Source organism: Microbacterium sp. CR_7, assembly GCF_041954755.1.
GTDB lineage: Bacteria > Actinomycetota > Actinomycetes > Actinomycetales > Microbacteriaceae > Microbacterium.
The window spans coordinates 1-25394 of sequence record NZ_JAVAYF010000004.1; the positions used below are offsets into that span (position 1 = coordinate 1).

The 25394-nt window shown below is 70.5% G+C and carries 32 protein-coding genes; 17 read left to right on the forward strand and 15 right to left on the reverse strand.

Going from position 1 to position 25394, the window contains the following annotated elements:
• Positions 1-342 precede the first annotated feature (342 nt).
• The gene (locus tag RAC81_RS09015) at positions 343-750 is read right to left on the reverse strand and encodes a VOC family protein (RefSeq protein WP_375082058.1); all 408 of its coding nucleotides are present in this window, start codon (positions 748-750) and stop codon (positions 343-345) included.
• A gap of 11 nt (positions 751-761) precedes the next feature.
• A complete protein-coding gene (locus RAC81_RS09020; protein ID WP_251586668.1) occupies positions 762-1415 on the reverse strand; it encodes a response regulator transcription factor in 654 nt (217 codons plus the stop codon).
• A gap of 225 nt (positions 1416-1640) precedes the next feature.
• Between RAC81_RS09020 and RAC81_RS09025 the strand changes: the two genes are divergently transcribed.
• Entirely contained in the window at positions 1641-2912 is a 1272-nt protein-coding gene (locus tag RAC81_RS09025) for a sensor histidine kinase (protein ID WP_375082059.1), read from the forward strand.
• A 224-nt stretch (positions 2913-3136) separates the two neighbouring features.
• Here the strand turns inward: RAC81_RS09025 and RAC81_RS09030 are convergent, their stop codons facing one another.
• Positions 3137-3880, reverse strand: a complete 744-nt coding sequence (locus RAC81_RS09030) for a GntR family transcriptional regulator (RefSeq protein WP_375082060.1) — start codon at positions 3878-3880, stop codon at positions 3137-3139.
• Between the two features lie 173 nt (positions 3881-4053).
• Here RAC81_RS09030 and phnD point away from each other — a divergent pair, with 173 nt between their 5' ends.
• The 6 genes from phnD to RAC81_RS09060 all read left to right on the forward strand — a co-directional run bounded on the left by phnD (position 4054) and on the right by RAC81_RS09060 (position 10624).
• Positions 4054-4983, forward strand: a complete 930-nt coding sequence (phnD, locus tag RAC81_RS09035; protein WP_375082061.1) for a phosphate/phosphite/phosphonate ABC transporter substrate-binding protein — start codon at positions 4054-4056, stop codon at positions 4981-4983.
• A gap of 87 nt (positions 4984-5070) precedes the next feature.
• Complete coding sequence (phnC, locus tag RAC81_RS09040; protein ID WP_375082062.1) at positions 5071-5925, forward strand: phosphonate ABC transporter ATP-binding protein; 855 nt, start codon at positions 5071-5073, stop codon at positions 5923-5925.
• 2 nt (positions 5926-5927) lie between these two features.
• The gene (locus tag RAC81_RS09045; protein ID WP_375082519.1) at positions 5928-7652 is read left to right on the forward strand and encodes a PhnE/PtxC family ABC transporter permease; all 1725 of its coding nucleotides are present in this window, start codon (positions 5928-5930) and stop codon (positions 7650-7652) included.
• Complete coding sequence (locus tag RAC81_RS09050; protein WP_375082063.1) at positions 7649-8788, forward strand: TIGR03364 family FAD-dependent oxidoreductase; 1140 nt, start codon at positions 7649-7651, stop codon at positions 8786-8788. The genes RAC81_RS09045 and RAC81_RS09050 overlap by 4 nt, the downstream gene beginning before the upstream one ends.
• The gene (locus RAC81_RS09055; protein WP_375082064.1) at positions 8785-9525 is read left to right on the forward strand and encodes an HAD family hydrolase; all 741 of its coding nucleotides are present in this window, start codon (positions 8785-8787) and stop codon (positions 9523-9525) included. Before RAC81_RS09050 ends, RAC81_RS09055 begins: the two co-directional genes overlap by 4 nt.
• 10 nt (positions 9526-9535) lie before the next feature.
• Positions 9536-10624, forward strand: coding sequence for an alcohol dehydrogenase catalytic domain-containing protein (locus RAC81_RS09060; RefSeq protein ID WP_375082065.1), 1089 nt, complete (start codon positions 9536-9538; stop codon positions 10622-10624).
• Positions 10625-10630: 6 nt separating this feature from the next.
• On the opposite strand, the gene RAC81_RS09065 is transcribed toward RAC81_RS09060, so the two are convergent.
• The gene (locus tag RAC81_RS09065; protein ID WP_375082066.1) at positions 10631-11137 is read right to left on the reverse strand and encodes a CinA family protein; all 507 of its coding nucleotides are present in this window, start codon (positions 11135-11137) and stop codon (positions 10631-10633) included.
• Positions 11138-11377: 240 nt separating this feature from the next.
• Between RAC81_RS09065 and RAC81_RS09070 the strand changes: the two genes are divergently transcribed.
• On the forward strand, positions 11378-11506 hold the full coding sequence (locus RAC81_RS09070; RefSeq protein ID WP_375082067.1) for a hypothetical protein: 129 nt from the start codon (positions 11378-11380) through the stop codon (positions 11504-11506).
• 2 nt (positions 11507-11508) lie between these two features.
• Complete coding sequence (locus RAC81_RS09075) at positions 11509-12186, forward strand: DUF6766 family protein (RefSeq protein ID WP_375082520.1); 678 nt, start codon at positions 11509-11511, stop codon at positions 12184-12186.
• On the opposite strand, the gene RAC81_RS09080 is transcribed toward RAC81_RS09075, so the two are convergent.
• Positions 12159-12680: an FHA domain-containing protein gene (locus RAC81_RS09080; RefSeq protein ID WP_375082068.1), complete on the reverse strand. Its 522-nt coding sequence runs from the start codon at positions 12678-12680 to the stop codon at positions 12159-12161. The two genes, RAC81_RS09075 and RAC81_RS09080, sit on opposite strands and share 28 nt — an antisense overlap.
• Before the next feature lie 32 nt (positions 12681-12712).
• On the reverse strand, positions 12713-13102 hold the full coding sequence (locus RAC81_RS09085) for a hypothetical protein (protein WP_375082069.1): 390 nt from the start codon (positions 13100-13102) through the stop codon (positions 12713-12715).
• Positions 13103-13184: 82 nt separating this feature from the next.
• Between RAC81_RS09085 and RAC81_RS09090 the strand changes: the two genes are divergently transcribed.
• The 3 genes from RAC81_RS09090 (at position 13185) to RAC81_RS09100 (ending at position 15543) form a co-directional block, all read left to right on the forward strand.
• Positions 13185-13535, forward strand: coding sequence for an ATP-dependent DNA ligase (locus RAC81_RS09090; RefSeq protein ID WP_375082070.1), 351 nt, complete (start codon positions 13185-13187; stop codon positions 13533-13535).
• A 120-nt stretch (positions 13536-13655) separates the two neighbouring features.
• Entirely contained in the window at positions 13656-14540 is an 885-nt protein-coding gene (locus RAC81_RS09095) for an SDR family oxidoreductase (RefSeq protein WP_375082071.1), read from the forward strand.
• 88 nt (positions 14541-14628) lie between these two features.
• The gene (locus tag RAC81_RS09100) at positions 14629-15543 is read left to right on the forward strand and encodes a DMT family transporter (RefSeq protein ID WP_375082072.1); all 915 of its coding nucleotides are present in this window, start codon (positions 14629-14631) and stop codon (positions 15541-15543) included.
• 33 nt (positions 15544-15576) lie between these two features.
• Here RAC81_RS09100 and RAC81_RS09105 read toward each other — a convergent pair whose 3' ends face one another.
• Positions 15577-16341: a YidC/Oxa1 family membrane protein insertase gene (locus RAC81_RS09105; protein WP_375082073.1), complete on the reverse strand. Its 765-nt coding sequence runs from the start codon at positions 16339-16341 to the stop codon at positions 15577-15579.
• A gap of 63 nt (positions 16342-16404) precedes the next feature.
• The gene (locus RAC81_RS09110) at positions 16405-16677 is read right to left on the reverse strand and encodes a DUF6412 domain-containing protein (RefSeq protein ID WP_375082074.1); all 273 of its coding nucleotides are present in this window, start codon (positions 16675-16677) and stop codon (positions 16405-16407) included.
• Positions 16678-16766: 89 nt separating this feature from the next.
• On the opposite strand from RAC81_RS09110, the gene RAC81_RS09115 reads away from it, so the two are divergent.
• The 3 genes from RAC81_RS09115 to RAC81_RS09125 are packed head-to-tail and all read left to right on the forward strand — an operon-like array spanning position 16767 to position 18508.
• Positions 16767-17828 carry an NAD(P)H-dependent flavin oxidoreductase gene (locus RAC81_RS09115; RefSeq protein WP_375082075.1) on the forward strand — a complete coding sequence of 354 codons (1062 nt, stop codon included), beginning with the start codon at positions 16767-16769 and terminating at the stop codon, positions 17826-17828.
• A gap of 21 nt (positions 17829-17849) precedes the next feature.
• Positions 17850-18107, forward strand: coding sequence for a type II toxin-antitoxin system Phd/YefM family antitoxin (locus RAC81_RS09120; RefSeq protein WP_375082076.1), 258 nt, complete (start codon positions 17850-17852; stop codon positions 18105-18107).
• A complete protein-coding gene (locus RAC81_RS09125; protein ID WP_375082077.1) occupies positions 18104-18508 on the forward strand; it encodes a type II toxin-antitoxin system VapC family toxin in 405 nt (134 codons plus the stop codon). The genes RAC81_RS09120 and RAC81_RS09125 overlap by 4 nt, the downstream gene beginning before the upstream one ends.
• Positions 18509-18521: 13 nt before the next feature.
• Here RAC81_RS09125 and purU read toward each other — a convergent pair whose 3' ends face one another.
• The gene (gene purU, locus RAC81_RS09130; protein WP_096715045.1) at positions 18522-19373 is read right to left on the reverse strand and encodes a formyltetrahydrofolate deformylase; all 852 of its coding nucleotides are present in this window, start codon (positions 19371-19373) and stop codon (positions 18522-18524) included.
• 76 nt (positions 19374-19449) lie between these two features.
• On the opposite strand from purU, the gene RAC81_RS09135 reads away from it, so the two are divergent.
• Positions 19450-19920 (forward strand): glutaminase, encoded by a 471-nt coding sequence (locus RAC81_RS09135; protein ID WP_375082078.1) that lies wholly within the window; start codon positions 19450-19452, stop codon positions 19918-19920.
• 82 nt (positions 19921-20002) lie between these two features.
• Here RAC81_RS09135 and RAC81_RS09140 read toward each other — a convergent pair whose 3' ends face one another.
• From RAC81_RS09140 to RAC81_RS09165, 6 genes are all read right to left on the reverse strand, one after another.
• Complete coding sequence (locus RAC81_RS09140; protein ID WP_375082079.1) at positions 20003-20722, reverse strand: GMP synthase; 720 nt, start codon at positions 20720-20722, stop codon at positions 20003-20005.
• A 44-nt stretch (positions 20723-20766) separates the two neighbouring features.
• Entirely contained in the window at positions 20767-21507 is a 741-nt protein-coding gene (locus tag RAC81_RS09145) for a LysR family substrate-binding domain-containing protein (RefSeq protein WP_375082080.1), read from the reverse strand.
• A 120-nt stretch (positions 21508-21627) separates the two neighbouring features.
• Positions 21628-22035 carry a DapH/DapD/GlmU-related protein gene (locus RAC81_RS09150; RefSeq protein WP_096715048.1) on the reverse strand — a complete coding sequence of 136 codons (408 nt, stop codon included), beginning with the start codon at positions 22033-22035 and terminating at the stop codon, positions 21628-21630.
• Between the two features lie 88 nt (positions 22036-22123).
• A complete protein-coding gene (locus RAC81_RS09155) occupies positions 22124-22897 on the reverse strand; it encodes a DNA-formamidopyrimidine glycosylase family protein (RefSeq protein WP_375082081.1) in 774 nt (257 codons plus the stop codon).
• Positions 22897-23697 (reverse strand): EI24 domain-containing protein, encoded by an 801-nt coding sequence (locus RAC81_RS09160; protein ID WP_375082082.1) that lies wholly within the window; start codon positions 23695-23697, stop codon positions 22897-22899. Before RAC81_RS09160 ends, RAC81_RS09155 begins: the two co-directional genes overlap by 1 nt.
• Positions 23698-23706: 9 nt before the next feature.
• Entirely contained in the window at positions 23707-24393 is a 687-nt protein-coding gene (locus RAC81_RS09165) for an HAD family hydrolase (RefSeq protein WP_375082083.1), read from the reverse strand.
• Between the two features lie 250 nt (positions 24394-24643).
• Here RAC81_RS09165 and RAC81_RS09170 point away from each other — a divergent pair, with 250 nt between their 5' ends.
• Complete coding sequence (locus RAC81_RS09170; RefSeq protein ID WP_375082084.1) at positions 24644-25393, forward strand: GntR family transcriptional regulator; 750 nt, start codon at positions 24644-24646, stop codon at positions 25391-25393.
• Position 25394: the final 1 nt, after the last annotated feature.

A 25394-nucleotide genomic window follows, 5' to 3' on the forward strand; every position in this document is an offset into this window, starting at 1 on the left:
CGACAGAGAACGGATCGGTAGGGCACCTCGCGCTGCACCGACGCAGACGCTGCAACCGCCTACGATCAGGACTGACCGAAGCCGGACCGGCGTCGACGACGCATGGCCGCGCACGGGCTGAATGACAAGGCGACTCGGCGTCACCAACGCCGTCAACCCCGCTCGCCGCGACGCGACCCGGTGAGATGTGGTTCTAGCGAGAGGGCGAAGGTGACTTCGACCGCGACTGCAACTGCCACCGCGAAGGTAACTGCGACCGCGAAGGTGACTGCAACTGCCACCGCGAGGGGCGACTGCGAAGGTGACTGCAGCTGCAAACCGTCGAACGTGCACCGAGCGCGGTCAACCTCCGGCGGGAGTCACCCGCAGCGCGACGATCTCCGCTTTGAAGCCGGCGCTGTTCTCCAGCCAGCCGGCGTAGTGGCCGGGGCCGCCCGCGTGCGGATAGCGCTCCTGGTACAGCGGACGCCATCCATGCGCAGACGCGTCCGCCATGACCGCGTCGACCTCAAACTCGTCGTCAACCGAGAACGCGACATGATTCACGCCCGGTGCCCGACGGTCGTGCCGTCGGCCCGACAGATTCGGCGACGTCGTCAACGTCAGATACGCGCCACCCGCCGCCCACGACTCTCCCTCCGGCCAGGTGCTCTCGCGCTCGAAGCCGAGGCGATCCAGCAGCCACCCCCACTCGGTGCGAGCCCCGGCCAGCTCGGCGACCCACAGTTCGACGTGATGGAACCCAGCCACCCTGCGCGGCCTCAGCGGAACTCGACGAGACCGGCCTGCGCCGCCGTCACGAGGATCTGCACACGGTCGCGCACGTGCCACTTCGACATGATGCGACCCAGGTGCGCCTTCACCGTGCCCTCCGAGACGATCAGCGAGCGCGCGATCTCCGCGTTCGACATTCCCTGGGCCAACCGGTCCAGCACCTCGCGCTCGCGCTCGGTCAGCTCCTCCAGGGTTCCGTCGCCAGCCACCGGTTCCGTGTCACGAACGTGCTTGATGAGCAGCGACGCGATCCGCGGCGACAGAGAACTCTGACCGCTGTATACCTCACGCACGGCCGCAACGATGCTCGCCGCACTCGAATCCTTGAGCATGTAGCCCGACGCCCCGGCGCTCAGCATCGGCAGAACGGTGTCGCTGCCGTCGAGTGTCGTCACCGCGAGCACGCGGATCTCCGGCCAGCGCTCAGCGATCACGGCCGTCGCCTCGATGCCGTTCATCTCCGGCATCTGCACGTCCATCATCACGACGTCGGGTCGCTCGCGCTCGACCGTGTCGATGCCCTCCAGGCCCGTCTCGGCTTCGGCGATCACGGTGATCTCGGGGTCGCGAGACACGAAGTGGGAGAGGGCAGAGCGCACGAGTGGGTCATCATCGACGATCACGACACGGATTTCCGGCATGGAGGAAGCCTACCTGTGGCGAGCGGAACCACGAAGGACTAGACGTTCGTCTAGCGAGGTCTAGCCGAAAGGCAGATGTGCAGCCATGCATACCACCGAGATGATGAATACATCACTAATCAAAAGTACAACTCGGGAGGTGAATTCAATGGGCTTTTGGAACGCAGTCGGAAAGATGTTTGGCTTCTTTTGATAACTTACCTGGAAAATAGAAGATACTGAAGCATGGCCTTCCGTCTTTCTCGCAACGCTTCTTCCAGCGCTGCTCGCCTCGACCGGGGCGAGAGAGCTACCGTCATCGAACGGATAGCGGTACTCGGGATCGTCGGAACGATCGTCGTCATCAACGCCGTCGTGGCATTCACATCTCCGGATGTCGAACCGCTCGCGGCTGTGATCGGCGTCGTATCCACGGCAGTGCTCGCACTTTTTCTCTGGTCCCCTCTCATCGCGGTGTGCGGCCTCGTGGCCGTCTTCGCACTCTCCTTCCTCGTGGGAATCGAGTCAGAGAGCCTGATCCTTCTCGCGGTCGCCACGGGGTTGGTGGTTCGTCTCGGCTGGACCTCCCTCGTCATGGTCTACGCGGGCATCTTCCTGCTCGCGACCGCTCTCGTCGCGGTGGGTGTGAACGCGGATCCGATCAACGTCGGCGTCTATCTGATCGCCGCCGTGGTCTCGAGCATCATCGGGTACGCGTTGCGGCTAGCCTTCGCCAGAGGGCGCCGACTCGAGGTGGAACTGGCCGAGAAGGCAGAACAGGAACGACAGGCGGTTCTCGCCGAGCGACGATGGATCGCCGGCGAGTTGCACGACAGCATCGCCCATCACCTCACGGTGGTGTCACTGCACGTGCAGATGCTGGACGACGCTGATGCGAGTCCGGCATCGCAGGAGGCCATCCGCATCGCAGCGCGCAAGGCGATGACAGACCTCCGCTTCGTGATCGACCTCGCCGACGACGGACCCCGCGCGGCGGGGATGCCGGCAGGAGACCTCGCGGCATCGATCGCCGAGGCATCCGAGGAATTCGAGTCCGCAGGGCACAGCGTTCTGCTCGAGGGCGACCCCGCAGACGAGCGGATCCCGCGTGCCGCGGAGATCATCTTCGCGCGCATCGTGCGCGAAGCCGCGACCAACGCCCTCAAGTACGCCGGAGCAGGCCGCATCGACATCCGCCTCGATGTGACGGACGACGCCGCGAGCCTTTCCATCAGCAGCCCGCTCGCCGCCACCCCGAGGCGCGAGCTCTCGTCCAGTCGCACCGGTATCGGCAGGATGGCCGAGCGAGTCCTCGGCGCGAGCGGAGAGTTCAGCGCGGGCGAGTCCGACGGACGCTGGGTCGTCGCTGCCCGCCTGCCCATCGCACGTCAGGCGCGTGCCGAAGACGACGCGCTCGAACCCGAGGCAGGCGTCGACTCTGCGAAGCCGGTAGCGTCCGCGGAGAGCACCCGTCCCGAGCTCGGCATTCTCCGGAGAACTAGACGAAAGTCTAGGTAAGATCTCGACGTTCGACGGTGTTCCATGGTGCATCTGGCGTCCTACCTTGGTACTACCCCAGAAATAGCGCATCCCCAGCGCTGTGATCGCGAGCGCGATCCTTGGAATCTGATCCCCATCGCGCTCGCGATCAGCTTCTTAACCAGAAGCCCGCTTCGACGAGAAGCCTGATTCGGCGTGAAGCTCCCTGTCCACGGAGAACGTTGACGCCTCGGCCTCCTGCGTCAGCCGCCCACGGCCCGCATGTAGTGGCCATCGGTCGAGATGCCCGACGCCGCGACGGTGAAACGCACGACCTCGCTCAGGTATCTGTCTTCCGACGCTTCGAAGATCCGTCCGTCGGCATCCCTTGAGATCCGGCTGAGTCGCAGGATCGGCGTCCCCTGCGGCACGCGCAGGAGTGCGGCATCCTGATCGTCGGCGGCCACAGCATCGATCTGATGCTCCAATCCGACGATGGGATGCCCGATCGACGCCAGATACTCGGTGATCGAGATCTCGTCGGTGTCGACCTCGAACAGCCGGCGGCCGGGTACCTCGGTGTAGAAGAGTCGCTCGAGCATGGTCGGACGTCCATCCAGCAGCCGCAGACGCACGACGCTGACGATGATGTCGTCGGGTTCGACGCCCAGCAACGGGGCGCGGTCGCCGGCGCGGCGAAGGCTCAGCTCCTGCGTCTGGGCGCCCGGCGTGACGCCCAGGTCCTTCGCCCACCGGGTGAACGGCACCGAGACGTCGACGGCCTGGTTCGCTTTCACCGCCACCACCCGCGCCGGGCGTCCGCGGCCGGTCTCGATCAGGCCCTCCGCGCGAAGCCGAGCCAGCGCGTTGCGGATCGGCCCCCGAGACGTCCGCCACCGCTCGGCCAGCTCCGCCTCGGTCGGAACGTCGTCGCCGGGACGGAGCGCGCCGGAGGTGATCTGCGCGCGCAGCTCGTCAGCGATCTGGGTGTACACAGCTTCAGCCACATAGGCATATTACTTGGGCAGGTCCACGGGCGAGGGCTTGTTCCGCGCGAGTTCATCCGAGCAAACCGTGGGTGAACGGCCACTGAACTCTTCCGAGTTAGGTACATACCTCGCGCTTTCGGGTGTCAGAGTTGCTCCTGGATCACTCCCCCTCACACCTCCGAAAGGTCCTCATGAAGCTTCGCGCTCTCTCCGTCCTCGCCGGCGCCGCGGTCATCGCGCTCGGCCTCGCTGCCTGTTCCGGCAGCGCCGAGGCGACCGGCTCCGGCTCCGACGCCGCCGCGTCGTCCGGCAGCGGATACGCGGTCGACGAGAACACGCTCGTCTTCGGCGTCGTGCCCGACTCGGTCGACACCGAGACCAACTACCAGCCGCTCATGGACTACATCGCCGAGATCACCGGCAAGACCGTCGAGTACCACGAGTCGACCGACTACGCCGCGCTCATCGAGGCCGCCGTCGCCGGCAAGGTCGACGTCGCGTCGTTCTCGGGCTTCACCTACGTCACCGCCACGAACAACGGCGCGAAGCTGACCCCGATCTCCTCCATCGTCACCGAGGAGGGCCAGGAGCCCGGCTACTACTCGCAGGCCATCGTGCCCGCGGACAGCGACATCTCCAGCATCGAGGACTTCGCCGGCAAGAAGGTCTGCTTCGTCGACCCGTCCTCGACCTCGGGCTACCTCTTCCCGTCCTACAACCTGATCGAAGCGGGCATCGACCCGAAGACCGACATCACCCCCGTCTTCGCGGGCAAGCACGATGTCAGCGTGCAGAAGGTCGGCGAGGGCGTGGAATGCGAGGTCGGCTTCGCGGAGGACTCCGAGGTCGAGAAGTCGGATGCCGTCAAGGTCATCGACGAGACCATGGTCCCCGGCGCGCCGCTGGTGTACTCCTCGACCCTGCCCGACGATGTCGCGCAGAAGCTGATCGACGGCCTGGGCGAGATCACGATCGATGACATCATCGCCGCCGGCATCGACGGAGCGGACACCGACGCGTTCCGCAGCGTCTTCTACGCCACCAAGCCGGTCGACGACGCGTACTACGACCTCATCCGCGACATCTGCAAGGAGACAGAAGCGGAGCAGTGCCAGGCCTGACCGCCTGAGCGAGACGGGACGCGTCGACTTCGGCGCGTTTCGTCTCGCTTCGCTCGCTCGACGACCCCTATCCCAGGAGGAACAGCCATGAACGCGGCATCCGATGCCCTGATCCGCCTCGACGGCGTGACCAAGACCTTCGGCTCGACGACCGCCCTGCGCGGAGCCTCGCTGCAGGTCGCGCGCGGCGAGATCGTCGTCCTTCTCGGCCTCTCCGGCTCCGGCAAGTCGACTCTGCTGCGGCATCTCGACGGCCTCGAGCTCCCCACCTCAGGCGCGGTCGAGGTGCTCGGCGCGCAGGTTCCGACGCTGAAGGGCAGGGCACTGCGCGCGCTGCGCCGCCGCGTCGGTTTCATCTTCCAGCAGTTCGAGCTCGTGCCCTCGCTCACCGTGCTCGAGAATGTGCTCACAGGATCGCTGTCCACCGTGCGCGGCCCGCGCCTCGGCCTGTGGGGGTACTCGAGGGTGGCGAAGCTGCGGGCCCTCGAGCACCTCGACCGGGTCGGCCTGCTCGACCGCGCATACCAGCGCAGCGACACCCTCTCGGGCGGACAGCAGCAGCGCGTCGCGATCGCCCGCGCGCTCATGCAGAAGCCCGACATCCTGCTCGCCGACGAGCCCGTCGCCTCGCTCGACCCCGAGTCCAGCGAGCAGGTCATGGCGCTGATCCGGCAGATCGCGGCCGACGAGGGACTCACGGTCGTCTGCAGCCTGCACCAGGTGGACCTCGCGATCTCGTGGGCCGATCGGATCGTCGGCCTGCGCCACGGCGAGATCGTGCTCGACACCCCCACCACCGCGCTCACGAAGGCCGAGGTCATGGAGATCTACGGCCGCGTCGCCACGACCACCGCGGAGCTGCGGGCAGTGCAGGACGAGCTGGCGGATACCGCGCTCGCGAATGCACGAACGCCGGATGCCGCGAAGGTGACCACACCGTGACGATGACCGCCCCCGCGACGGCCTCGAGATCTGCGGCCTCCGTCGCCGACCGCGCGCCGCGTCGCCCCGTCTCGCCCGAGCGCATCGCTGCAGGGCTCACCCTGCTCGCCCTTCTCGTGCTCGGCATCCTCGCCGTCGACGAGGTCGGCATCTCCCTCCCGGCGATGGTGCAGAGCTGGGGCAACGCCGAGAACTTCATGGCGCGCGTGGGCGGGCTGTCCTTCCCCGAGGCCGGCGATCTCGTGTGGCTCATCGCCCTCACGGTCGGGCTCGTGCTCGTCGGCACCCTGCTGGCGGCGGCGCTCTCGGTGCCGATCGCCTACCTCGCCGCGGCGAACACGACGCCGGGGAACGGCTGGCGTGCGGCCGCGCGCTTCATCGGGGTGCTCACCCGTGCGCTGCCCGACGTCGTGCTCGCCATGGCGTTCGTGCTCATGTTCTCGCTCGGCACCCTGCCCGGCATCCTCGCGATCGGCATCCACTCCATCGGCATGATCTCGAAGATGTTCGCAGATGCCATCGAGCAGATCGACGAGGGTCCGCGGCTCGCGATCCGTGCCGCCGGCGGATCGAAGATGCAGGAGTTCGCGGCAGGCATCCTGCCCCAGGTGCTGCCGAGTTGGGTCGCGACCGTGCTGCACCGCAACGACATCAATCTGCGCGGCAGCGTCGTGCTCGGGTACGTCGGCGTGGCCGGTCTCGGCCTCGAGATGTCGTACGCGTTCAAAGCGCTGAACTACGGCAAGGGGCTCGGCATCGCCCTCGTCATCTTCGTACTCTGCATCGTCATGGAGATCGTCTCGAGCATGGTGCGCGGCGCGATGCTCGGGCAGCAGAAGCACACGCGGTCCTGGATCGACCGCATCATCCACCCGTGGCTGCGTGAGACGGATGCCGCGGCAGACGCACCCGGCCGTCCCGCCTGGGCCGCATCCCCGCAGACCGCAGTCCGTCGTCCCTGGACCGCCGAGCGAGTGCGCAACACGACGGGCGTGGCCATCGCCGTGCTCGTCGTGATCGGCAGCGTCGTGGTCAGCCAGATCAACTGGATGGACTTCTTCACCTTCTGGGCGAAGCTCCCCGAGGTCGCCGCCAGGTTCTGGCCGCCGTCCTTCGGCAGCTACGACGCCTCGGCGATGTTCCTCGCGATGCGCGACACCGTGGCCATCGCGCTCGCCGCCACTGTGCTCACCCTCCTCCCATCGCTGGTGCTCGGATCGCTCGCGGCGACGAACGTCGCGCCGAATTCCGGCATCCGCGGCGCTGCTCGCCTGCTGCTGGTCGGCATCCGCGGCATCCCGGAGCTCATCCTCGCGATCGTGCTCGTCGTCATCACCGGGCTCGGGGCCCAGGCCGGGGTGATCGCCCTCGCGATCGGCGGGATCGGCCTGCTGGGCAAGCTCATCGCCGACTCGTTCGAGGAGGTCGATCGAGGGCCCGAGCGCGCACTGCGCGCCGTCGGCGCCACGCGTCTGCAGACCTACGCCTCGGCCACCGTGCCGCAGGGCGTTCAGGCGCTGATCGGACACAGTTTCTACATGCTCGACACGAACATCCGCGCGGCGACCATCCTCGGCATCGTCGGCGGCGGGGGAGTGGGCTACTACCAGCTCAACGCGAGCCAGGGGTCCCGTTACGAGACGGTGACCGCGATCGTGCTCATGATCCTCGTGACGGTGCTCGTCGTCGAGGGCCTCGCGATGTGGATGCGGAAGGTGTTCCGATGACCCTCTCTCACGACTCGGCCGACGTGGTCGTCATCGGCTCCGGCATCGTCGGCCTCGGCGCCGCGTACGCCGCGGTCCGGCGCGGACTCCGCGTGATCGTCGTCGACCGCACGGACGCTCCGGTCGGCGCGACGATCCGCAACTTCGGTCACCTGTGCATCGGCGCCCAATCCGGCGAGGCCCGCCGCTACGCCGATGCGTCGCGCGAGCTCTGGCTGCGTCTCGCCCGCGACGCCGGCTTCTGGCTGCGGGAGTCCGGCACGCTCGTCGCCGCGCGGCACCCCGACGAGGTCGCGGTGCTGGAGCGCGCGGCGCAGGACGGCGGCATCAGGATGCTGGAGGCCGAGGAGCTGCGGCGACTCGCGCCGCTCCGCGCGGAGGGACTGATCGGCGGCGCGCACATCGAGCCCGACCTGCAGACCGACCCCCGCGCGGCCGCTCCGGCGATCGTGCGCCACCTCGTCGCGCTCGGAGTCGAGTTCCGGTTCCGAACGGCGGCGACCGGGGTGGCGGCCGGGCGTGTGCTGACGAGCCGCGGTGCCATCGAGGCGGGGGCGATCGTTGTCGCCGCCAACCACGACATCGACCAGCTGCTGCCGGAGCTCGCCGAGAGCCGAGGCGTCGAGCGCTGCGCACTCGACATGATGCGCGCCGCCGTCGACTTCGCACGTCCGCTCGCCGCACCCCTGCTGACGGGCTGGTCGCTCGTCCGGTACGGACGCTTCGCCGAGGGACCGGCGGCGACCGCGCTGCGCGAGCGCCTGCACGCCGAGCGGCCCGAGCTCGCCGCTCTCGACCTGAATCAGATGTACACCCAGCTGCCGGACGGCACGCTCATCCTCGGCGACTCGCACGCCACGGCGACCGCGCCGGCGCCGTTCCAGCCGGAGGCCGCGTTCACCGCGTTCCTCGCCGAGGCGGAGGCGCTGTTCGACATCCCGGCTCCGCGGGTGCTCGAGCGCTGGCAGGGCGTCTACGCGAAGGCGCCGGGCGACTTCCTCGTCGACACGGGCGTCGACGGCGTTGTCGTGCTCGCCGCGACGACGGGGATCGGAATGACGACGGGGCTGGGGCTCGCCGAAGAGAATCTCACCGCCGCCTTCGGGTGGGCACCAGCGATGGAAGGAACATCATGACCACTCCGCTCGAATCCCCGAGGCGCGACGCCGTGCCCGTCGAACTCGTCGTGCTCGACATGGCCGGCACCACGGTGCTCGACGACGGCGTCGTCGAGAGCGCGTTCCAGCGCGCAGCCGAGCGCACCGGCGTCGCCGACCGGATGCCGTGGGGCGAGGCGCTCGCGTACGTCCGCGACACCATGGGCCAGTCGAAGATCGACGTCTTCACCCATCTCGCCGGTGGTGACCGGTCGGCCGCCGAGCGCGCGACCGCGGCCTTCGAGGGCGCCTACGCCGAGATCGTCGCCGAGCAGGGCGTCACCCCGATCGCCGGCGCCGCCGACGCCATCCAGGGCCTCAAGGACGCCGGGCTCGCGGTGGTGCTGACGACGGGCTTCGCGCCGGTGACCCGTGACGCGCTGATCGACGGCCTCGGATGGCGGGGTCTGATCGACCTCGCCCTCTCGCCGGTCGACGCCGGCCGGGGGCGGCCCGCGCCCGACCTCGTGCTCACGGCACTGCTGCGCACCGGGGCTTCCTCGGTCTCGGCGGTCGCGGTGGCCGGAGACACCGTCAGCGACGTCGAATCGGGACGCCGTGCCGGTGCGGGTTTCGTGGCCGGTGTGCTCACCGGAGCCCACGATCGCACAGCGCTCACGGCCGCGGGAGCCGACGCCGTGCTCCCCGACGTCACGGCTCTGCTCGCGTCGCTCGCCGAGAACGACCTGCTGCGCCTCGTCGCCGCCACCCCGTGAGGCGGAGCACATGGGCACGCTGCTGATCCGTCCTCCCGGCCACCGCCGTGACGTCGCGCTCCGCCCTGCTGCGACGGCCATGGTGTGGATCGGCGAAGCGCACCCGCACGAGACCATCGCGGTTCCGGGCGTGGCTCTCGCAGACCACGACGTGCTGGTCGCCGTCGAGCTCTCGACCATCTGCGGCTCCGACGTGCACACCGTGCAGGGGCGCCGATCGGCGCCCGTGCCGCTCGTGCTGGGTCACGAGAGCGTCGGACGCGTGATCGCGACCGGCGACTCCGGCGCGACCACGGTGGACGGCGCACCGCTGCGCATCGGCGACCGCATCGTGTGGTCGGTCACGGTGTCATGCGGCTCATGCGATCGCTGCGTGCGCGGCCTCACGCAGAAGTGCCGCACGCTCACGAAGTACGGTCACGACCGGGTCGGCGTGCACGGCGACCTCACCGGCGCCTTCGCGAGCCACGTGCAGGTGCGCGGCGGCACGGCGATCGTCCGTGCGCCCGAGTCGCTGCCGGCGTCGGTGCTCGCTCCCGCGTCGTGCGCGACGGCCACCGCCTGGGCGGCCGTCGCCCGCGCCGCCCGCGACCGCGACCTCGATGGCGCGGCCGTGCGCATCCACGGTGCCGGTCTGGTCGGCCTGACCGCGGCGGCGATCGCGGTCGAGCGCGGAGCCGTCGTCGAGGTGCGAGATCCGAATCCGGCCCGCCGAGCGCTCGCCGCGCGTTTCGGCGCGACGTCTCTCGACCGGGAACCGGAGATCGTCATCGAGGCGTCGGGACACGCCGTCGCCGATGCTCTCGCCGGCGTCGCCACGGGCGGAACCGTCGTGCTGGTGGGCAGCGTTTTCCCCGCCGAACCCGTCCCCCTCGACGCCGAGAGCATCGTGCGCCGGCTCGTCACCGTCACCGGGGTGCACAACTACACCGGCGCCGACCTCGGCGAGGCCGTCGGGTTCCTCGCCGGTCGCGGGCGCGCCTATCCGTTCGCGGATGCCGTGGGCGAGATGCACCCGCTCAGCGCGGTCGACGAGGCGCTCGCCGCGGCATCCGCTTCTGAGGCTCCGTTGCGCATCGGGCTCGTCCCGGGGCGCTGAACCGGCTCACTCGACGGCGACCCCGCGACGAGGCCCCGCCGCGCGGAGGCCCTCGGCGTGGAACGCGAGCAGACGCACGGCGGTCTCGACCGTCTCGTCGAGGATCTCCTCCGGTTCGCCGGTGAGCGCCAGCATCCGGTGTCCGACGCCCTCGGGCGTCGCCCAGCCGAGGTAGACCGTGCCCGCCGGGTGCCCGCCGTCGGGCCCAGGACCGCCCACGCCCGTCGTCGAGACGGCGAGGTCGGCGTCGAACAGCTGCCTGACGCCCTCGGCGAGCTGCTCCGCGCAGGTCGCCGACACGGGGTCCGTGCCCGGCGTCAGGCCCAGCACGCGCTCCTTGATGTCGGTCAGGTAGGCGACGACGCCGCCCGCGAACCAGTCGCCCGCCCCTTCCGCAGCCCCGACTGTGCTGGCCAGACCGCCGGAGGTGAGGGATTCGGCCACGGCGACGCGCAGTCCTCGTTCGGCGGCGAGCTCGCCCAGTCGCTGCAGCGCCTCGTCGACCGCGCTCACCGGACGCGGCCCTCGGTGCACCGGGTCTCGAGCGTCGGGATGTATCGCGCGGTGGTCATGGTTCTGCTCCTTCTCGGTCGTTCGCGCCCCGGGCGCTGAGGCGCTCGAGGCGTGATCCCGACGTTAGGGGCGCCGGGCGGCGGGGAAGAGGGGGATTGACAACTCCGCCCCCGCTCGTCAAGCCCCTCCCCGAGCTCGGCGCGCGGTCGGATGGTGAGGGCAGGACGAACGGAGGCGATCATGAGCCCTGATGATGTGGATGCGCGACCCGGGGGAGACGCCGGCATGCGCGCGATGTTCTGGACATGGGCCGGTCTCATCGGTGCGGGACTGGCCGTGATGATCCTCACCCCGCTGGGAGGTCGATGACCATGCGCAGAGCGGTCCGCGACAACGGTCTCAGTCTGTTCTTCCTCGCGCTCTTCGTGCTCGCTCTACTCGGTCAGTCGGTCGCCGGCTACCTGCGCAACGACGCGGAGCTGGTCGACCACGGGATGCCGCGCATCGGCTTCGGGGAGTTCGTGACCTCGTCGGACTTCCTCGTCGACGTCGCCGAGAACTGGCAGTCGGAGTTCCTCCAGTTCTTCCTCTTCATCGCCGCGACCATCTGGCTCGTGCAACGCGGTTCACCGGAGTCGAAGCGGCCGGGGGACGAGGGTCCGGGCAGCGATGCCGACCAGCTCGTCGGCGACCACGCCCGCAAGGACTCTCCGGTCTGGGCGCGCGCGGGCGGGCTGAGGGCGATGCTCTACGGCAACTCCTTGCTCATCGTGATGGGAGCGATCTTCCTGCTGTCCTGGCTCGCGCAATCGTTGACCGGCACCGTGGTGATGAACTCGGAGAACGCCATGCACGGCGCACCGTCGATCACCTGGTTCGACTATGTGGTGTCGTCGGACTTCTGGGACCGCACGCTGCAGAACTGGCAGTCGGAGTTCCTCGCGGTCGGCACGATGGTCGCCTTCTCGATCTACCTGCGGCAGCGCGGGTCGGCCGAGTCGAAGCCGGTGGGCGTCCCGGATCAGGTCTCGTCGACCGAGTCCGAGTGAGTCGGAGCCTCGGACTCGATGGTGGCCTCGTCGGAGTAGTCGGGGCGGGGCGGCTGCAGCGGCTGGTCGGAGTACTCGCCGCCGAGTCGACCGCCGTAGGGGCGACCGTGGTCGGCGAACTCGTCGCGTGCGAACACGAGGGTCCACGGGCCGATCGTGAAGCGCGCGCCGGTGCGCAGCGTCTGGCTGCGCTCGCCGGGGTGGGTGGCATCGGCGTCGGGGTTGGAGTTCATCTCGCCCGCGCCGTGCAGTTCGAGCACGTACTCGTCGCGGTCATCATGGGTGATCGTCGCGTGCACCGGATCGGCGTCGGCGAGACGCAGGTCGGCGTCGGCGGCCGAGCCGATGCGCACGACGTCGGACTCCAGCGCGAACTCCGAGCGCTCGTCGTCACGGGTGACGCGGAGGCGGGGGTTCCCTGCGCCGAACTCGGCGTGCGTGGTGGTGGGCGCGTAGCCCTCGTCGGAGCGGTCGTCGATGTGGCGGGCGTTCATGATCTTGGCCTCCTCGGGTCGAGAGTTCGACCCTACGCGGTGGGCCCGTCCCTGTCAGGGGGTTGACTTCCGTCGGCGTGGTCACCCGCCGCTCCGCCCGCGGCTGTGAGCTCTGTCGCGGAAACGAGATCCTCGCTGACGAGCGTGATGCCCCCGCTGCTGTTCGCCGAGTTCGCCATCGCCGAGATCCAGTCCGCGCGCAGTTCGATCCCTTCCGGATCGTCGAACACGAACCGCAGCGGGATCGAAGGATGGAGCCAGATCGTGGTGCGGCCAGGGGGCTGCCCCTCGGGGTGAGTCCAGCTGAGCGTGAAGCTCTCGTTGCGGCGGAGCTTCGTGGCGACCACGACCTTGAGATGGGCCAGGGTGCGGTCCTCGATATGGATCGGGTTGTCCGCTCCGTCGTAGTAGATCAGTCCCATATCGGCACGGTACGCCGAAACGCCCTCGGTCGACAGGCGTATCGTGGTGAGAGGCCGTGGCATGCGGACAGGAGAGGGCGGAATGGGCAAGTTCATCTATGAGGGCAACGTCAAGAGCGAGATCGAAGACCGGGCGCTCACGCACCTGCAGCTCGTGATCACGGCGAAGCTGCGTCGAGGTGAGCCGTTCCCGTTCAGCTGGCGTGAGGACACGAGCGTCGGCGGAGGACGCACGACCGTCTGGATGCAGCCGGGGAGCTCTCTCGTTTTCAAGTACTTCGGCAGTCGTCAGCCCTCGATCAACCGCGAGTGGATCGAGGCGCTCGCGTTCACGGCGAACTCGCCCGGGGGCCTCTACCTCGTCCCCGAGCCCCACGACGGCCCAGGGACGCCCGGTTCGACGGGAGAGGTCGCCGCCGCGCCTCCCGTGTGACCGACACGTCTGAGCCGCGCCGCCTGATCCACGGCGCGGGCGGGTGTTGTCAACCCCCTGCCCCCTGCAGGTCTCGGCCGAGAGTCTCGATGGACACTCATCGAGAGGAGCGACAGCGCCATGGCCGAGAACACGACCGACCCCCGCAGCGAGCACCGCGAAGAGGGATTCCCCGGGCAGGAGCAGGACCAGCCGGGGCTCACCGAGCACACCCGCCCCGACCCCGATCACGGTGAGGACACCTACATCGGACACGGCCGCCTCGCCGGGAGGCGTGCGCTCATCACCGGCGGCGACTCGGGCATCGGCCGCGCCGTCGCGATCGCCTACGCCCGCGAGGGCGCCGATGTGGCGATCGTGCACATGCCCGAGGAGCAGGAGGATGCCGACGACACCCTCGAGCTCGTGCGGGCGGAGGGCCGCCAGGGGCTGAGCCTCGCCGGCGACGTGCGCGACGAGGCGTTCGCCACCGAGATCGTCAGCCGGACCAGGAGCGCCCTGGGCGGGCTCGACATCCTCGTGCTCAACGCCGCGTACCAGCATGACATCGAGAGCTTCGACAGTCTCAGCACCGAACGCCTGCGGCGGGTGTTCGACACGAACCTCCTCGGGATGCTGTTCACCGCCCGCGCCGCCTACCCCGACCTCGCGCCGGGATCGAGCATCATCGTCACGGCATCCGTGCAGGCGTACCAGCCGTCTCCCGGTCTCATCGACTACGCCATGACCAAGGCCGCGCAGGTCGCGTTCGTGAAGGCGCTCGCCGAGGAGGCGGGTGAACGCGGCATCCGCGTCAACGCCGTCGCGCCGGGTCCGATCTGGACGCCGCTCATCCCCGCGACCGGATGGGACGAGGAGCGCCTGAACACGTTCGGCGACGACACCCCGCTCGGCCGCGCCGGTCAGCCGGCCGAGCTCGCCGGAGCCTACGTGTACCTCGCATCAGGTGACGCCTCGTACACCTCGGGAGCCGTGCTCGCCGTGACGGGCGGCAAGCACCTCTGATCAAGACCCCCGGGCCACGGCGGACGGCGCCGTGGCCCGGGTCTCTCTCCAGGTCTCGCGCCCGGTGACCGCGCCCTAGGCTTGAGTGGTGCAGCAGTCAGCGTCGTCCCGTCCGCTGGTCGGCGTGGCTCTCGTCATCGGGTCGTGTCTGTCGCTGCCCTTCGGTGCAGCCGTCGCCGCTCAGCTCTTCCCCGTGCTCGGCCCGTGGGGTGTCACGTCGATGCGCGTCGCGATCGCCGCGCTGCTGCTCGTCGTCATCGTGCGCCCGAGGCCGCGTCGGTGGACGCGCAGTCAGTGGACGGCCGCCGTCCTCTTCGGCTTCTCGCTCGCCGCCATGAACGCGTTCTTCTATGCGGCGATCGACCGCATCCCGCTCGGTCCGGCCGTCGCGATCGAGTTCCTCGGCCCGCTCGTGCTGGCCGCGATCCTCACCCGACGGCTCGCCGACGCCGCCTGGGTCGGAGTCGCCCTGATCGGTATGGCGTTGCTCGCCGTCGACGGCCTGATCGGAGCCGAGCCCCTCGACCTTCTCGGGGTCCTTTTCGTGCTCGTGGCAGCGGGGTTCTGGATCATGTACATCCGCATGAGCGCCAGGGTGGGGGCCGTGATCCCTGGCAGCGGCGGCCTCGCGATGGGGCTCGTCGTCGCGGCGGTCCTCCTCATCCCGGTCGGCGTGCCCGCAGCCGTCACGGTGGCCGGCGATGTGAAGCTCCTGCTGCTCGCCGCGCTCACGGCCGTGCTGTCGTCGGTCATCCCGTACAGCTTCGAGCTCGCGGCGCTGCGTCGACTGCCGCAGCGCGTGTTCGGCGTGCTGCTGAGTCTGGAGCCCGCGTTCGCGACCCTCGCCGGCTGGCTCGTGCTGGGGCAGTCGGCGACGCCGCTGCGGATGCTGGCCGTCGCCCTCGTGGTGCTCGCCAGCGTCGGCACCACCCTGGGCGTCCGGCGTCAGCGGCGGCGCGACGAGGAGGGCCCGTTCACCGCCCCCATCCCGCTGCCGGACTGAGATCGGCCTGCCCACGCCCGTGCCACGCCCGCTTCAGCGTGCTGCGACGGGCACGGGCAGCGGATAGCGGCGACGCAGCAGCATCCGCTGCACGAGCGTCCACGCCACCGTGACCGTGAGGTAGAGCGCCGCGGCGAGTGGGACGAAGGCCGCGAAGACCGCCGTGAGGTAATGCAGCGCACCCGCAACGCGCATCATGGCCGGGGAGTTCAGCGGAGACTCCTCCGCGCCCTCGACCGGCGCCGGGCGGAAGACGCGCCGTGAGACTTCGGCGACCGCGACGATGATCGCGAGCAGCACGCCGAACACGAGGAACGTCTCGAGCGTCGCCGTGCCTCCGAACACCGCCGACACGAGGCTCGTGCCCAGCGGCGCGCCGAAGAGGTCGTGCGTGAGGAGGTCGTTCGGATGCCCGGCGATCTCCGGGCGCAGGAACAGCGTGTAGATCAGGCCGACGACGGGCGCCTGCGCGAGCACCGGCAGCATGCCGGCGAACGGCGAGGTGTTCTCGGAGCGGTAGAGCTCCATCATCTCCTTCTGGAGCCGTTCGGGGTTCTTCTTGTGGCGCTTCTGCAGGTCGCGCAGACGAGGGGCCAGCCGCGCCCTGATCTGTTCGGCCTTCGCCTGCGACACTCCGACCGGGATGAGCAGGGCGCGCACGAGCAGGGTGACGAGCACGACCGCGAGCGCGGCGGCGGATGCACCGGCGAAGGGTTCGACGAGGGTGGCGAGGCCGGCCAGCGCGCCGTAGGCGGCGTCGAGCAGGGCGGCGAGAGGTGGGAAGGTGAAGATGTCCATGGAAGTCCGTTCGTGGGTCGGGAGGGGGCGGCGGAAGCCGCGCAGTCCCGTACAGATGACGGACTACGCGGCGGCGGCGACTCCCGGCGCACGCGGACGCGGATGCCCCGCGGCATCCGGATCGCTCTGCCCGAGCAGGGTCGACACGTCGATGGCCCGCAGCGGGTGCGGGGCGGTTCGCGGCGTCGGCGGGGCGATGCTCAGCGCGACGGCGATCGTGAGGGTGGTGAGCGCGATCACGGCGATCGCGAGGCCGAGCGCAGCGGCATCCGGGACGGCGATGAGTCCGAGCGCGGACGCGACGAACGACAGCATCTGGCTGAACCACTCGCTCATGCGCGCCTCCCTCAGGGCGAGCGTAGCATCGGCGATCGGGCGGATGCCGGGCGCGAGCCGCCCGTCCGCTGCGGGCGTAGCCTCGGAGCATGAGTGATCTGCGTGCCCTGTTCGGGATCGAGCATCCGATCGTCCTCGGTCCGTTCGGCGGGCTCTCCTCGGTGGCGTTGACGGCCGCGGTGAGCGAAGCGGGCGGCCTCGGCGGCTTCGGCCTGTACGGCTTCGACGGCGACCGCATCCGTGAGACCGTGACGCAGCTGCGCGCGGCGACCGCGCGACCGTTCGCGGTGAACATCTGGCTGCCCACCGGCGACGAGGTCCTGCCGAACCCGCAGCACACGGTGTTCGCGCAGGCGCTGCAGCCGTTCTACGAGGCCGTGGGGCTTGAGGTGCCCGCCCGCCCGGACCGCTACCTGCCGCCGCTCGACGAGCAGCTCGACGCGATCTGGGACGCCGCGCCGCCCGTGCTCAGCGTCGTGTTCGGGGTGCCGTCCGGCGGGATGATCGACGAGGCGCGACGCCGCGGCATCCGCGTCGTCGGTACCGCGACGACGGTCGCCGAGGCGCTCGCGCTCGCGGACGCGGGGGTGGATGCCGTCGTCGCCACGGGCCTCGAGGCCGGAGGCCACCGGGTGTCGTTCCTGAAGCCCGCCGAGGAGTCGCTGGTCGGAACGTTCGCGCTCGTGCCGCAGGTGGTCGACGCGGTGGACGTGCCCGTGATCGCTGCCGGCGGCATCGCCGATCGTCGAGGGGTCGCCGCGGCCTTCGCCCTCGGCGCCTCGGGCGTGCAGGTCGGCACGGCGTTCCTCGCGACCGCGGAATCGGCCACGACCGAGACGCACCGAGACGCCATCCGGACCACTGCGGCCGAGGGCACGGTGCTCACGCGGGCGATGAGCGGCCGCCTCGCCCGCGGGGCACGCAACCGCGCCGTACGCGCGATCGAGGCCAGTGGCACGATCGCTCCGTTCCCGATGCAGAACTGGCTGACGGGCCGGTTCCGCACGATCGCCAACGAGCAGGGGCTCGGCGAGCTGCAGTCGCTGTGGATGGGCCAGGCCGCGTCGCTCGCGCAGTCGCGGACGGCGTCAGAGGCCTTCGCGGAGCTGCTGACCGGAGTGCCGCAGGCCAACGGAGGCACGGCTGGCTAGGTACCTGGCTAGAATGTGCACATGTCGACCCACAACGTTCTGGACGCCAGGAACAACCTGTCGCGGCTGATCGCGGAATCGGAGAGCGGCGAAGACGTCGTCATCACCCGACGGGGGACGCCCGTGGCCCGCATCGTGCCGGTCGGTCCCGTCGACGTCGTCCAGAGCGGACGACTGCTCGTGGAGTGGATCGACTCCGCGCCCCTCCCGCCGCGGCTCTCGCGCCTCTCCCGAGACATCGACGCGCAGATCGCCGAAAGCCGGGACGCCTGGGAATGATCTACCTCGACTCCTGCATCCTGATCTACGCGCTCGAGGACGCGGGGCCCCGCGGCGACGGCGTCCGTCGCCTGCTCGGAGACACCGAGGAGACGGTGGCGTCGAGTCCGCTCGCGCTGCAGGAGTGCCTCGTCCTGCCCATCCGAGAGCGGAACCTCGAGGTGCGCGACCGGTACCTGGCGCTCTTCGATCATCTCCAGAGCGTCCCGCTCGACGAGGCGGTCTTCGTTCGTGCGGCGGAGCTCCGGGCGGACTTCGGCATCAAGACCCCGGACGCCGTGCACCTCGCCGCGGCGCAGTTGGCGGGTTGCACAGAGCTCTGGACCGACGACCGGCGGCTGCTCGCGGCGTCGCGGGGCCTCGCGATCGACGTGATCGAACGCGCAGCCGCGTCTTCGTGACAGCGCGCGACGGCTAGAGGATGACGGTCGAGCGGCCGTGCACGATCACGCGGTCCTCGGCGTGCCACTGCACGGCCCTGGCGAGCACCAGACGCTCGACGTCGGCGCCGCGACGCTGCAGTTCGGCCGCGGACTCGGAGTGCGTGACGCGCGTGACGTCCTGCTCGATGATCGGCCCCTCGTCGAGGTCTGCCGTCGCGTAGTGTGCGGTGGCGCCGATGAGCTTCACGCCGCGCTCTTTGGCCCGCGCGTACGGGTTCGCACCGATGAAGGCCGGCAGGAACGAGTGGTGGATGTTGATCACCGGCGCCTCGAGCCGCTCGATGAAGTCGTCGGTGAGGATCTGCATGTAGCGGGCGAGGACCACGAGGTCGACGTTGCCGCGCAGCAGCTCCAGCTGACGCTCCTCCATGACCTGCTTGTCGCCCGAGGGGATGTGCACGAACGGCACGCCGAACGAGCGCACGGCCTCGGCGAGGTCGGGGTGGTTCGAGACGACCATCGTGATGTCGATGTCGAGCTGGCCGCGCTGCGTGCGCCACAGCAGCTCCATGAGGCAGTGGTCGTACTTCGAGACGAAGATCGCGACGCGCTTGCGACGCGCCGTGTCGTGCAGCGACCACTCCATGCCGAAGCGCTCGGCGACCTCGGCGAGATCCGCTTCGAGCGCTGTGCGCGCGGCGGAGAGGCCCGGCAGGTGGATCACGGTGCGCTGGAAGAAGCGTCCGCCCTCGGAGTCGGTCGAGTGCTGATCGAGCGAGATGATGTTCGCGCCGTGCCGGGAGAGCACGCCGGCGACGGCGGCGACGATGCCGGGCTGGTCGTCGCAGGCGATGAGCAGGCGGGCGGTGTCGGGCTGGGGCATGGGGACTCCTCGGGGTGTGCATCGATTCTGCCGTGCCCGCGGGTCCTCGGGCGAATCGCGGCCCTACCCTGGAGGGATGGACGAGGTCGCGCCGCCCGCATCGCAGCTGCTCGCCGAGGCGCGCGCCGCGCTCGCCGGCGCTCCTCGTGAGGGCCTGGGCGAGGAGCGCATCTCGCGGTGGCGCGGCCGCCGCATCGTGCGCATCGGTGACGCCTGGCACCTGGGCGTGCTTCTGCTCACCGACACGCACACGCTCGCGACGGCGGAGGTGCTGCGCGCCGCCGACCCCGGGCGCCGCGGCTACACGGCCGAGTCGGCTCGCGAGCGGGCCGAGAGACGCGCCGAGGCGCTGCGCGGCGGATTCGCCGAGGGCGAGGTCGCGCACGTCGGCTGGTCGGTGATCGACGTGGAGGCGGTAGACGCCGGCGGGGCATCCGGCCCCCTCGCCGTCGTCGACGGGGTGCCGTCCGTGCACTGGAGCACGGCCGGTGGCTGGATGCCGCTGGCGGCGTATCTGCGCGAGCGCGTCGAGCTCCTGCGGGGGTGACCGCACCGTCACCGCGCTTCGTCTCGCTGCGCTCGCTTCCCCGGTCATTGAGCGAGGAGCGCAGCGACGAGACGAAACGCGTTCAGTCCGCGAAGGTCTCCGCGAAGCGCCGCAGCAGCGCGGCGCCCTCGGTGACGGATGCCGACAGCACCTGCCCCTGCACGAGGTCGAACTCGTCGGGGTCGAAGTACCCGGTCGTGCGATAGAACGTCATCCGGTCGGCGAAGTCGCGCGGTGTGGGCTCGGGGTGGAACTGCGCCGTGTACAGGTGCGTCCCCACGCGATAGGCCTGCACCGGGCAGGTGTCGTTCGTGGCGAGCAGGACGGCGCCCGAGGGCAGCGCGACCGCACTCTCCTTGTGCGCCGTGAATACGGTGAGCGCGGGAGCGCTGGGGCCGAACACCGGATCGGAGTCGCCCGCGACCGTCGTGCGGATCACGGTCGCGCTCGCCGCCTCGGGGGTGGAGGTCGTGACCTCGCCGCCGAGCATGCGGGTCACGACGCCGATGCTGAAGCACGTGAAGAACGCGGCGATGCTCCCGTCCATCGCGTGTCCCGCGAGGGTTTCGAGGTCGGCCTCGACCCGCCGCTGCTCGGACGACTTGCTCTCGTCGGTCACGTTGAACGGCGATCCGCCGACGACGACGCCGCGGTACCGGCTCAGGTCGAGGGTGTCGAGGCGATCCGTGAGGAGGTCGAGGCGGTCGACCACGTCGACGCCGAGCGCCCGCCGGAACGAGGCGTGCTCGGCATCCGCTGCCCCGAGCTCGGGGCGCACGCAGACGTAGAGAAGCGAGACCACCACGCGAGTCTAACGAGCCGTGCGGGCGCGGTCTGACGCCGGCGTCACCGGGAGGAGTTGGCCGTGCGGCCCCGCACGATGCCGACGAACGTGTCGACGTCGTCGGTGGTGCGATCGCGCAGCCACGCGAGCGCCACGGTCGAGGTCGGGCCGTCGGCGAGTGGGCGATGGTCGACGTCCCTGCGGTGGTGCAGGCGCGCGAGCGACATGGGCACGATCACGATGCCCGTTCCCGTCGCGGCCATGGCGATCGCGTCGGCAGTCGTCATGGCGGAGAAGCGCGGCGTGACGGCGCCCGGCACGTCGATCAACCCGAGGGCGTCGTCGGAGAGCGGGATCACGACCTCGCCGGCCAGGTCTGCCAGCGTCAGCTCGTCGGCGGCCTGCAGGTGCGAGTCGACCGACGCGACGACGACGGGCGTCTCCTCGTAGAGCGGGATGACGTGCAGGCTGTCATCCGCGAGCGGGAGTCGCACGATCGCGGCATCCAGCGTCGCGAGGGCTGCGCGCTGGTCGGCGACATCGATCGGGGCGAGCTCGAGCGGCACGTGCGGCATCCGCTGCTTCCACGCGTCGATCCATTTGCCGGGTGTGGCGCCCGGTACCGCGCCGAGGCGGAATGTGCGCGGTTCCTCCGGCTCGGCGGGCGGCGCGTCGAAGACCACCTTCGCGGTCTTGCGCGGCGGCTTCGGCGGCGGGAAGCGCTGTGCGGGGGCGGCCTTGTTCCGCCGCGCGGGCGTGCCCTTGCCGGAGCCGCGCGGCGGTCGTCGTCCCTGGGTGCCCATGCGCTCCAGGGTACCCGCGCCGCGCAGCTTGGCGCGGCGGCGAGTTCTGCGGTGACTTCTGCGGCCACGCTCGAGCGGTGAGACCGCGAGAGTTCGCCAAGGCCGCAGAGAGTCAACCGCTCAGGCGGCGAGCCAGAGGCCCTTCGGGTTCGTCGCGATGGTCAGCCCTGCGGCCACCGTCTCGTCGTCGCCGATGCGAGCACCGCGGACGATGCGCGCTCCGGCTCCGATCTCGGTGCGGACGCCGATGTGCGCGTGGTCGCCCACGGCCGCGCCCTCTCCGATGTGCGCGTGCGCCTCGATGTGCGCACCCTCGCCGATCACGGCATCCGGTTCGATCCATGCGCCGCGGGCGATGGTCGCCCCCGCGCCCACTCGGGCACCGGGTTCGATGTAGGCGCCCGCTTCGATGTGCGCCTTCGGATGGACCTTCGCGCCGTGCGCGACGAGACCCCGACCGTTCGCGTGCTTGCGGTATCGCAGCGTCGCTCCCTGGTCGTTCTCGATGTCGACGTAGTTCTTGCCCACTGTTCCTCCCGTGTTCCGGAGACCTCCGGATATATCAACAACCACAGGATGTTCGGATTCATTCCCCGGAATGGATGGGGGCTTGACATCATCGCTGACAGATGGGGCACCAGAATGTGATGCGTTCGCGGGTGGGATCGGCGCCGAGCTCGCCCTTCCTGATCGGCGTGCCGCATCGCCGACACGGGCGGCCGGCGCGTCCGTACACCCACGTACCCTGACCCGGCCGGTCGACGCCCGTGAAAGTGCGGTGGCGGCGGTCGCGGTTCGCCCTGATCGTGCGCACACCCAGCGCGAGCAGCGCGGGCACGTCGACCTCGGGGGCCGGCGTCGTCGGCAGCACGCCGCGCAGGAACAGCAGTTCAGCCGCGTATTCGTTGCCGAATCCCGCGACGTTGCGCTGGTCGAGCAGGGCGACGTGGATGCTGCGGTCGTCACCGCTCACGCGGCGCGCGGCCTCCACGGCATCCCAGTCGGGGCCGAGCGGGTCCGGGCCGAGGTAGCCGACGAGCTCCTCCTCGTCGCGCGTCGGCACCACCTCGATCTCGGCGAGGTCGATGCCGACGGCGTCGCGCTCGGCCGTGCCGACGATCGCGCGGACCTTGAACGCCGGATGCCGCCACTTCTCGCCGTGTCCGTAGACCAGCCAGGCGCCGTCCATGCGCAGATGCGAATGCAGCGTGGTGTCGCCGATGCGCAGCAGGAGGTGCTTGCCGCGGGCGATCGAGGCCACGACGGGCTGCCCGGTCAGGTCGACCGTCGCGAAGCGCGGAACCCGCAGATCGAAGCGCGTCACCTCGGCGCCGACGATGGCCTCCTCGAGACGGCGGGCCGTGCGGAAGACGGTGTCGCCCTCGGGCATCAGGCGCTCCCGGTCGGCGGGTGATTTGCCGGCGGGTGGGCGGTCGGCGGGTGCGCGGCCGCCGCGATCGGAGTGCGCTCGAGCAGGCTGCGCGCGAGCACCGTCGCCCCGGCCACGGCCGCCGGCATCACCGCGACCGCGCCGCCGGGCACGAGGAAGCACAGCTGGGTGGCCGCGCCGAACCCGAGGACCCTGGCGCGGCTGCCCCGGAACAGCGCCGCTCGGTCGGCAGGGGAGAGGTCGCGGGCGTCGAACGCACGGCCGGTGAGCTCCCGGGCCAACACGCGCCCCGACAACAGCACGCCGAAGACCGGGCCGAGAATGCCGCCCACGAGCGGGATGAGCCCGAGCAACAGCACCACGATCGCGACGAGCACGCCCAGGAGCACGAGGCGGATGCTCTCGCCCAGCGCCGACCAGAACCCGCCGCCGTCGGACGCGGGCGGGTCGCCGAGGTCGGCCTCGACCGCGCGCCAGATGCGCTGGTAGAACGGGTCGCCGATCGCGAGCGCCAGCGCGCTGAACACCGCACCGGCGAGGGCGAGAGCGGCCGCGAACAGCACGATGCCGACGACCCCGCGGAACAGGTCGCGCCACGGCTCGGCCCAGCCGTCGGCGAAGGGCGTGGCCCAGTCGGCGATCGTCCACAGCGAGAACGCGAGGGGGATCAGCGCCGCGAGCAGCAGCACTCCCGCGATGACGGCCGGCACGAGACCGAGCGCCATGAGTCCGGGGCGCCGCCGCCACGTGCCGAAGCCGCGGAAGAGCATGCGGACGCCTTCGCCGAACTCGCGGATCATGCGTCCAGCCTAGGAGACGGGCGCCCCCACGATCGTGAGCAGAGTCGTCACGTCGAGCTCCGTGAGGGATGCCGCGCGGTGCACCCCCGGCGGTAGGACGCGGTCGCGATCCCCGATGACGAGCGTCGGGCAGCCGGCGGCGACGGCGGCTGAGGCGCCGACCACCGAGTCCTCGAGCACGAGGCAGCGCTCGGGCGGCATCCCCAGCGCGGCCGCGCCGAGCAGATACGGGTCGGGGGCGGGCTTCGTGCGCGGGGTGTCGTCGGCGGTGATCGACGCCCGGAAGGGCGACAGGTCGACGTGCTGCGCGAAGTGCTCCACCCAGTGCCGCGGCGAAGAGGTCACGAGCGCCAGCGCGATGCCGGCCGCCGCGAGCTCCGCCAGCAGCCGCCGTGCGCCGGGCTGCCAGGGGATCTCATCGCCGTAGCTCGCCAGCGCGCGGCGGTCGAGCTCTCCCGCGACCGCGTCGACGTCGGGCCGCAGGTCCAGCCGATCGCGCAGGAGCGCGGCGGTGCGGCCGAGGTCGAGCCCTTCGGATGCTGCGACGAGACCCTCGGCATCCGCCCTGCCGCGCCCCGACGGGAGGTGATCGTGCACGAACCGCTCGACCACGCGGAGCCAGGTGCTCTCGGTGTCGAGGAGCGTCCCGTCCATGTCGCTCAGCACGGCCCATCCGACTGACTGCTCGCCCGACATCGTCCTCCTCCGGTCACGTCGATCTCGACCGGATCGCCGAGTCCATCCGCTCGCGACGAGGAGGCCGGGTCAGGGCGCTCCGGCGAACGGCGGATGAACGGCAGGGGGACGGGCGGGGAAACCCTGCGGACAGCTGCGTGCACGTGTGCACGTCGTGGTCCTGAGCCGCGGGGCGGAGTGCGGATGCGGGGTTACGCTGACGCCTGATGCGCTGGAACCCGAGCCCGGCGACGCGAGAGAGGAGCGAGCCGTGCACCGATATCGGGAGATCGCGCGCGACCTGACGATCCGGATCGCAGACGGAGACTTCGATGCCACCGGCATGCTCCCCGCGGAGGCGCAGCTGGCCGAGACCTTCGCGGTGTCGCGCGGCACGGTGCGCAACGCCCTCGTGCTCATGGCGCGGCAGGGCGCGATCGCACCGCGCCGCGGATCGGGGTGGCTGGTGCGCACCGCCGCCCTGAGCCAGCGGTTCTCGGAGGTGCGGTCGTTCGCGCAGTGGGCGCGCAGCCGCGGCATGGAGCCGGGCGGACAGGTCGTCGCTCAGCAGCGCCGTCCCGCGACGCCCACGGAGCTGCGCACGCTGCGCGGGCACGGCGGCGGCGGGACCGGCCAGACCGAGGTGCTGGAGGTCGTGCGGCTGCGGACTTTGAACGGGCGCGTCGTGATGCTGGAGCGCACGGCGTATCCGCCGTGGATCGCGCCCCTGATCGAGGCGCTGCCCGCGGACGAGCCCTCCGTCGTCGGCGCCCTGGAGTCGCAGCACGGGGTGCGCATGGTGCACGGAGAGCACTCGATCGACGCCATCGCCGCGCCCAGCGAGGACGCCCGGCTGCTGGACGTGCGACGGTCGAGCCCGCTGCTGCGGATGCGACGGGTGAGCTATGCCGCCGACGGTCGGGCGATCGAAACGGGCGACGACCGGTACCTCCCCGACGTGATGTCGTTCCAGGTGCAGGCGTCGCTGCAGGGCACGTCGCTGACGCGGCGCCCTGGCTGAG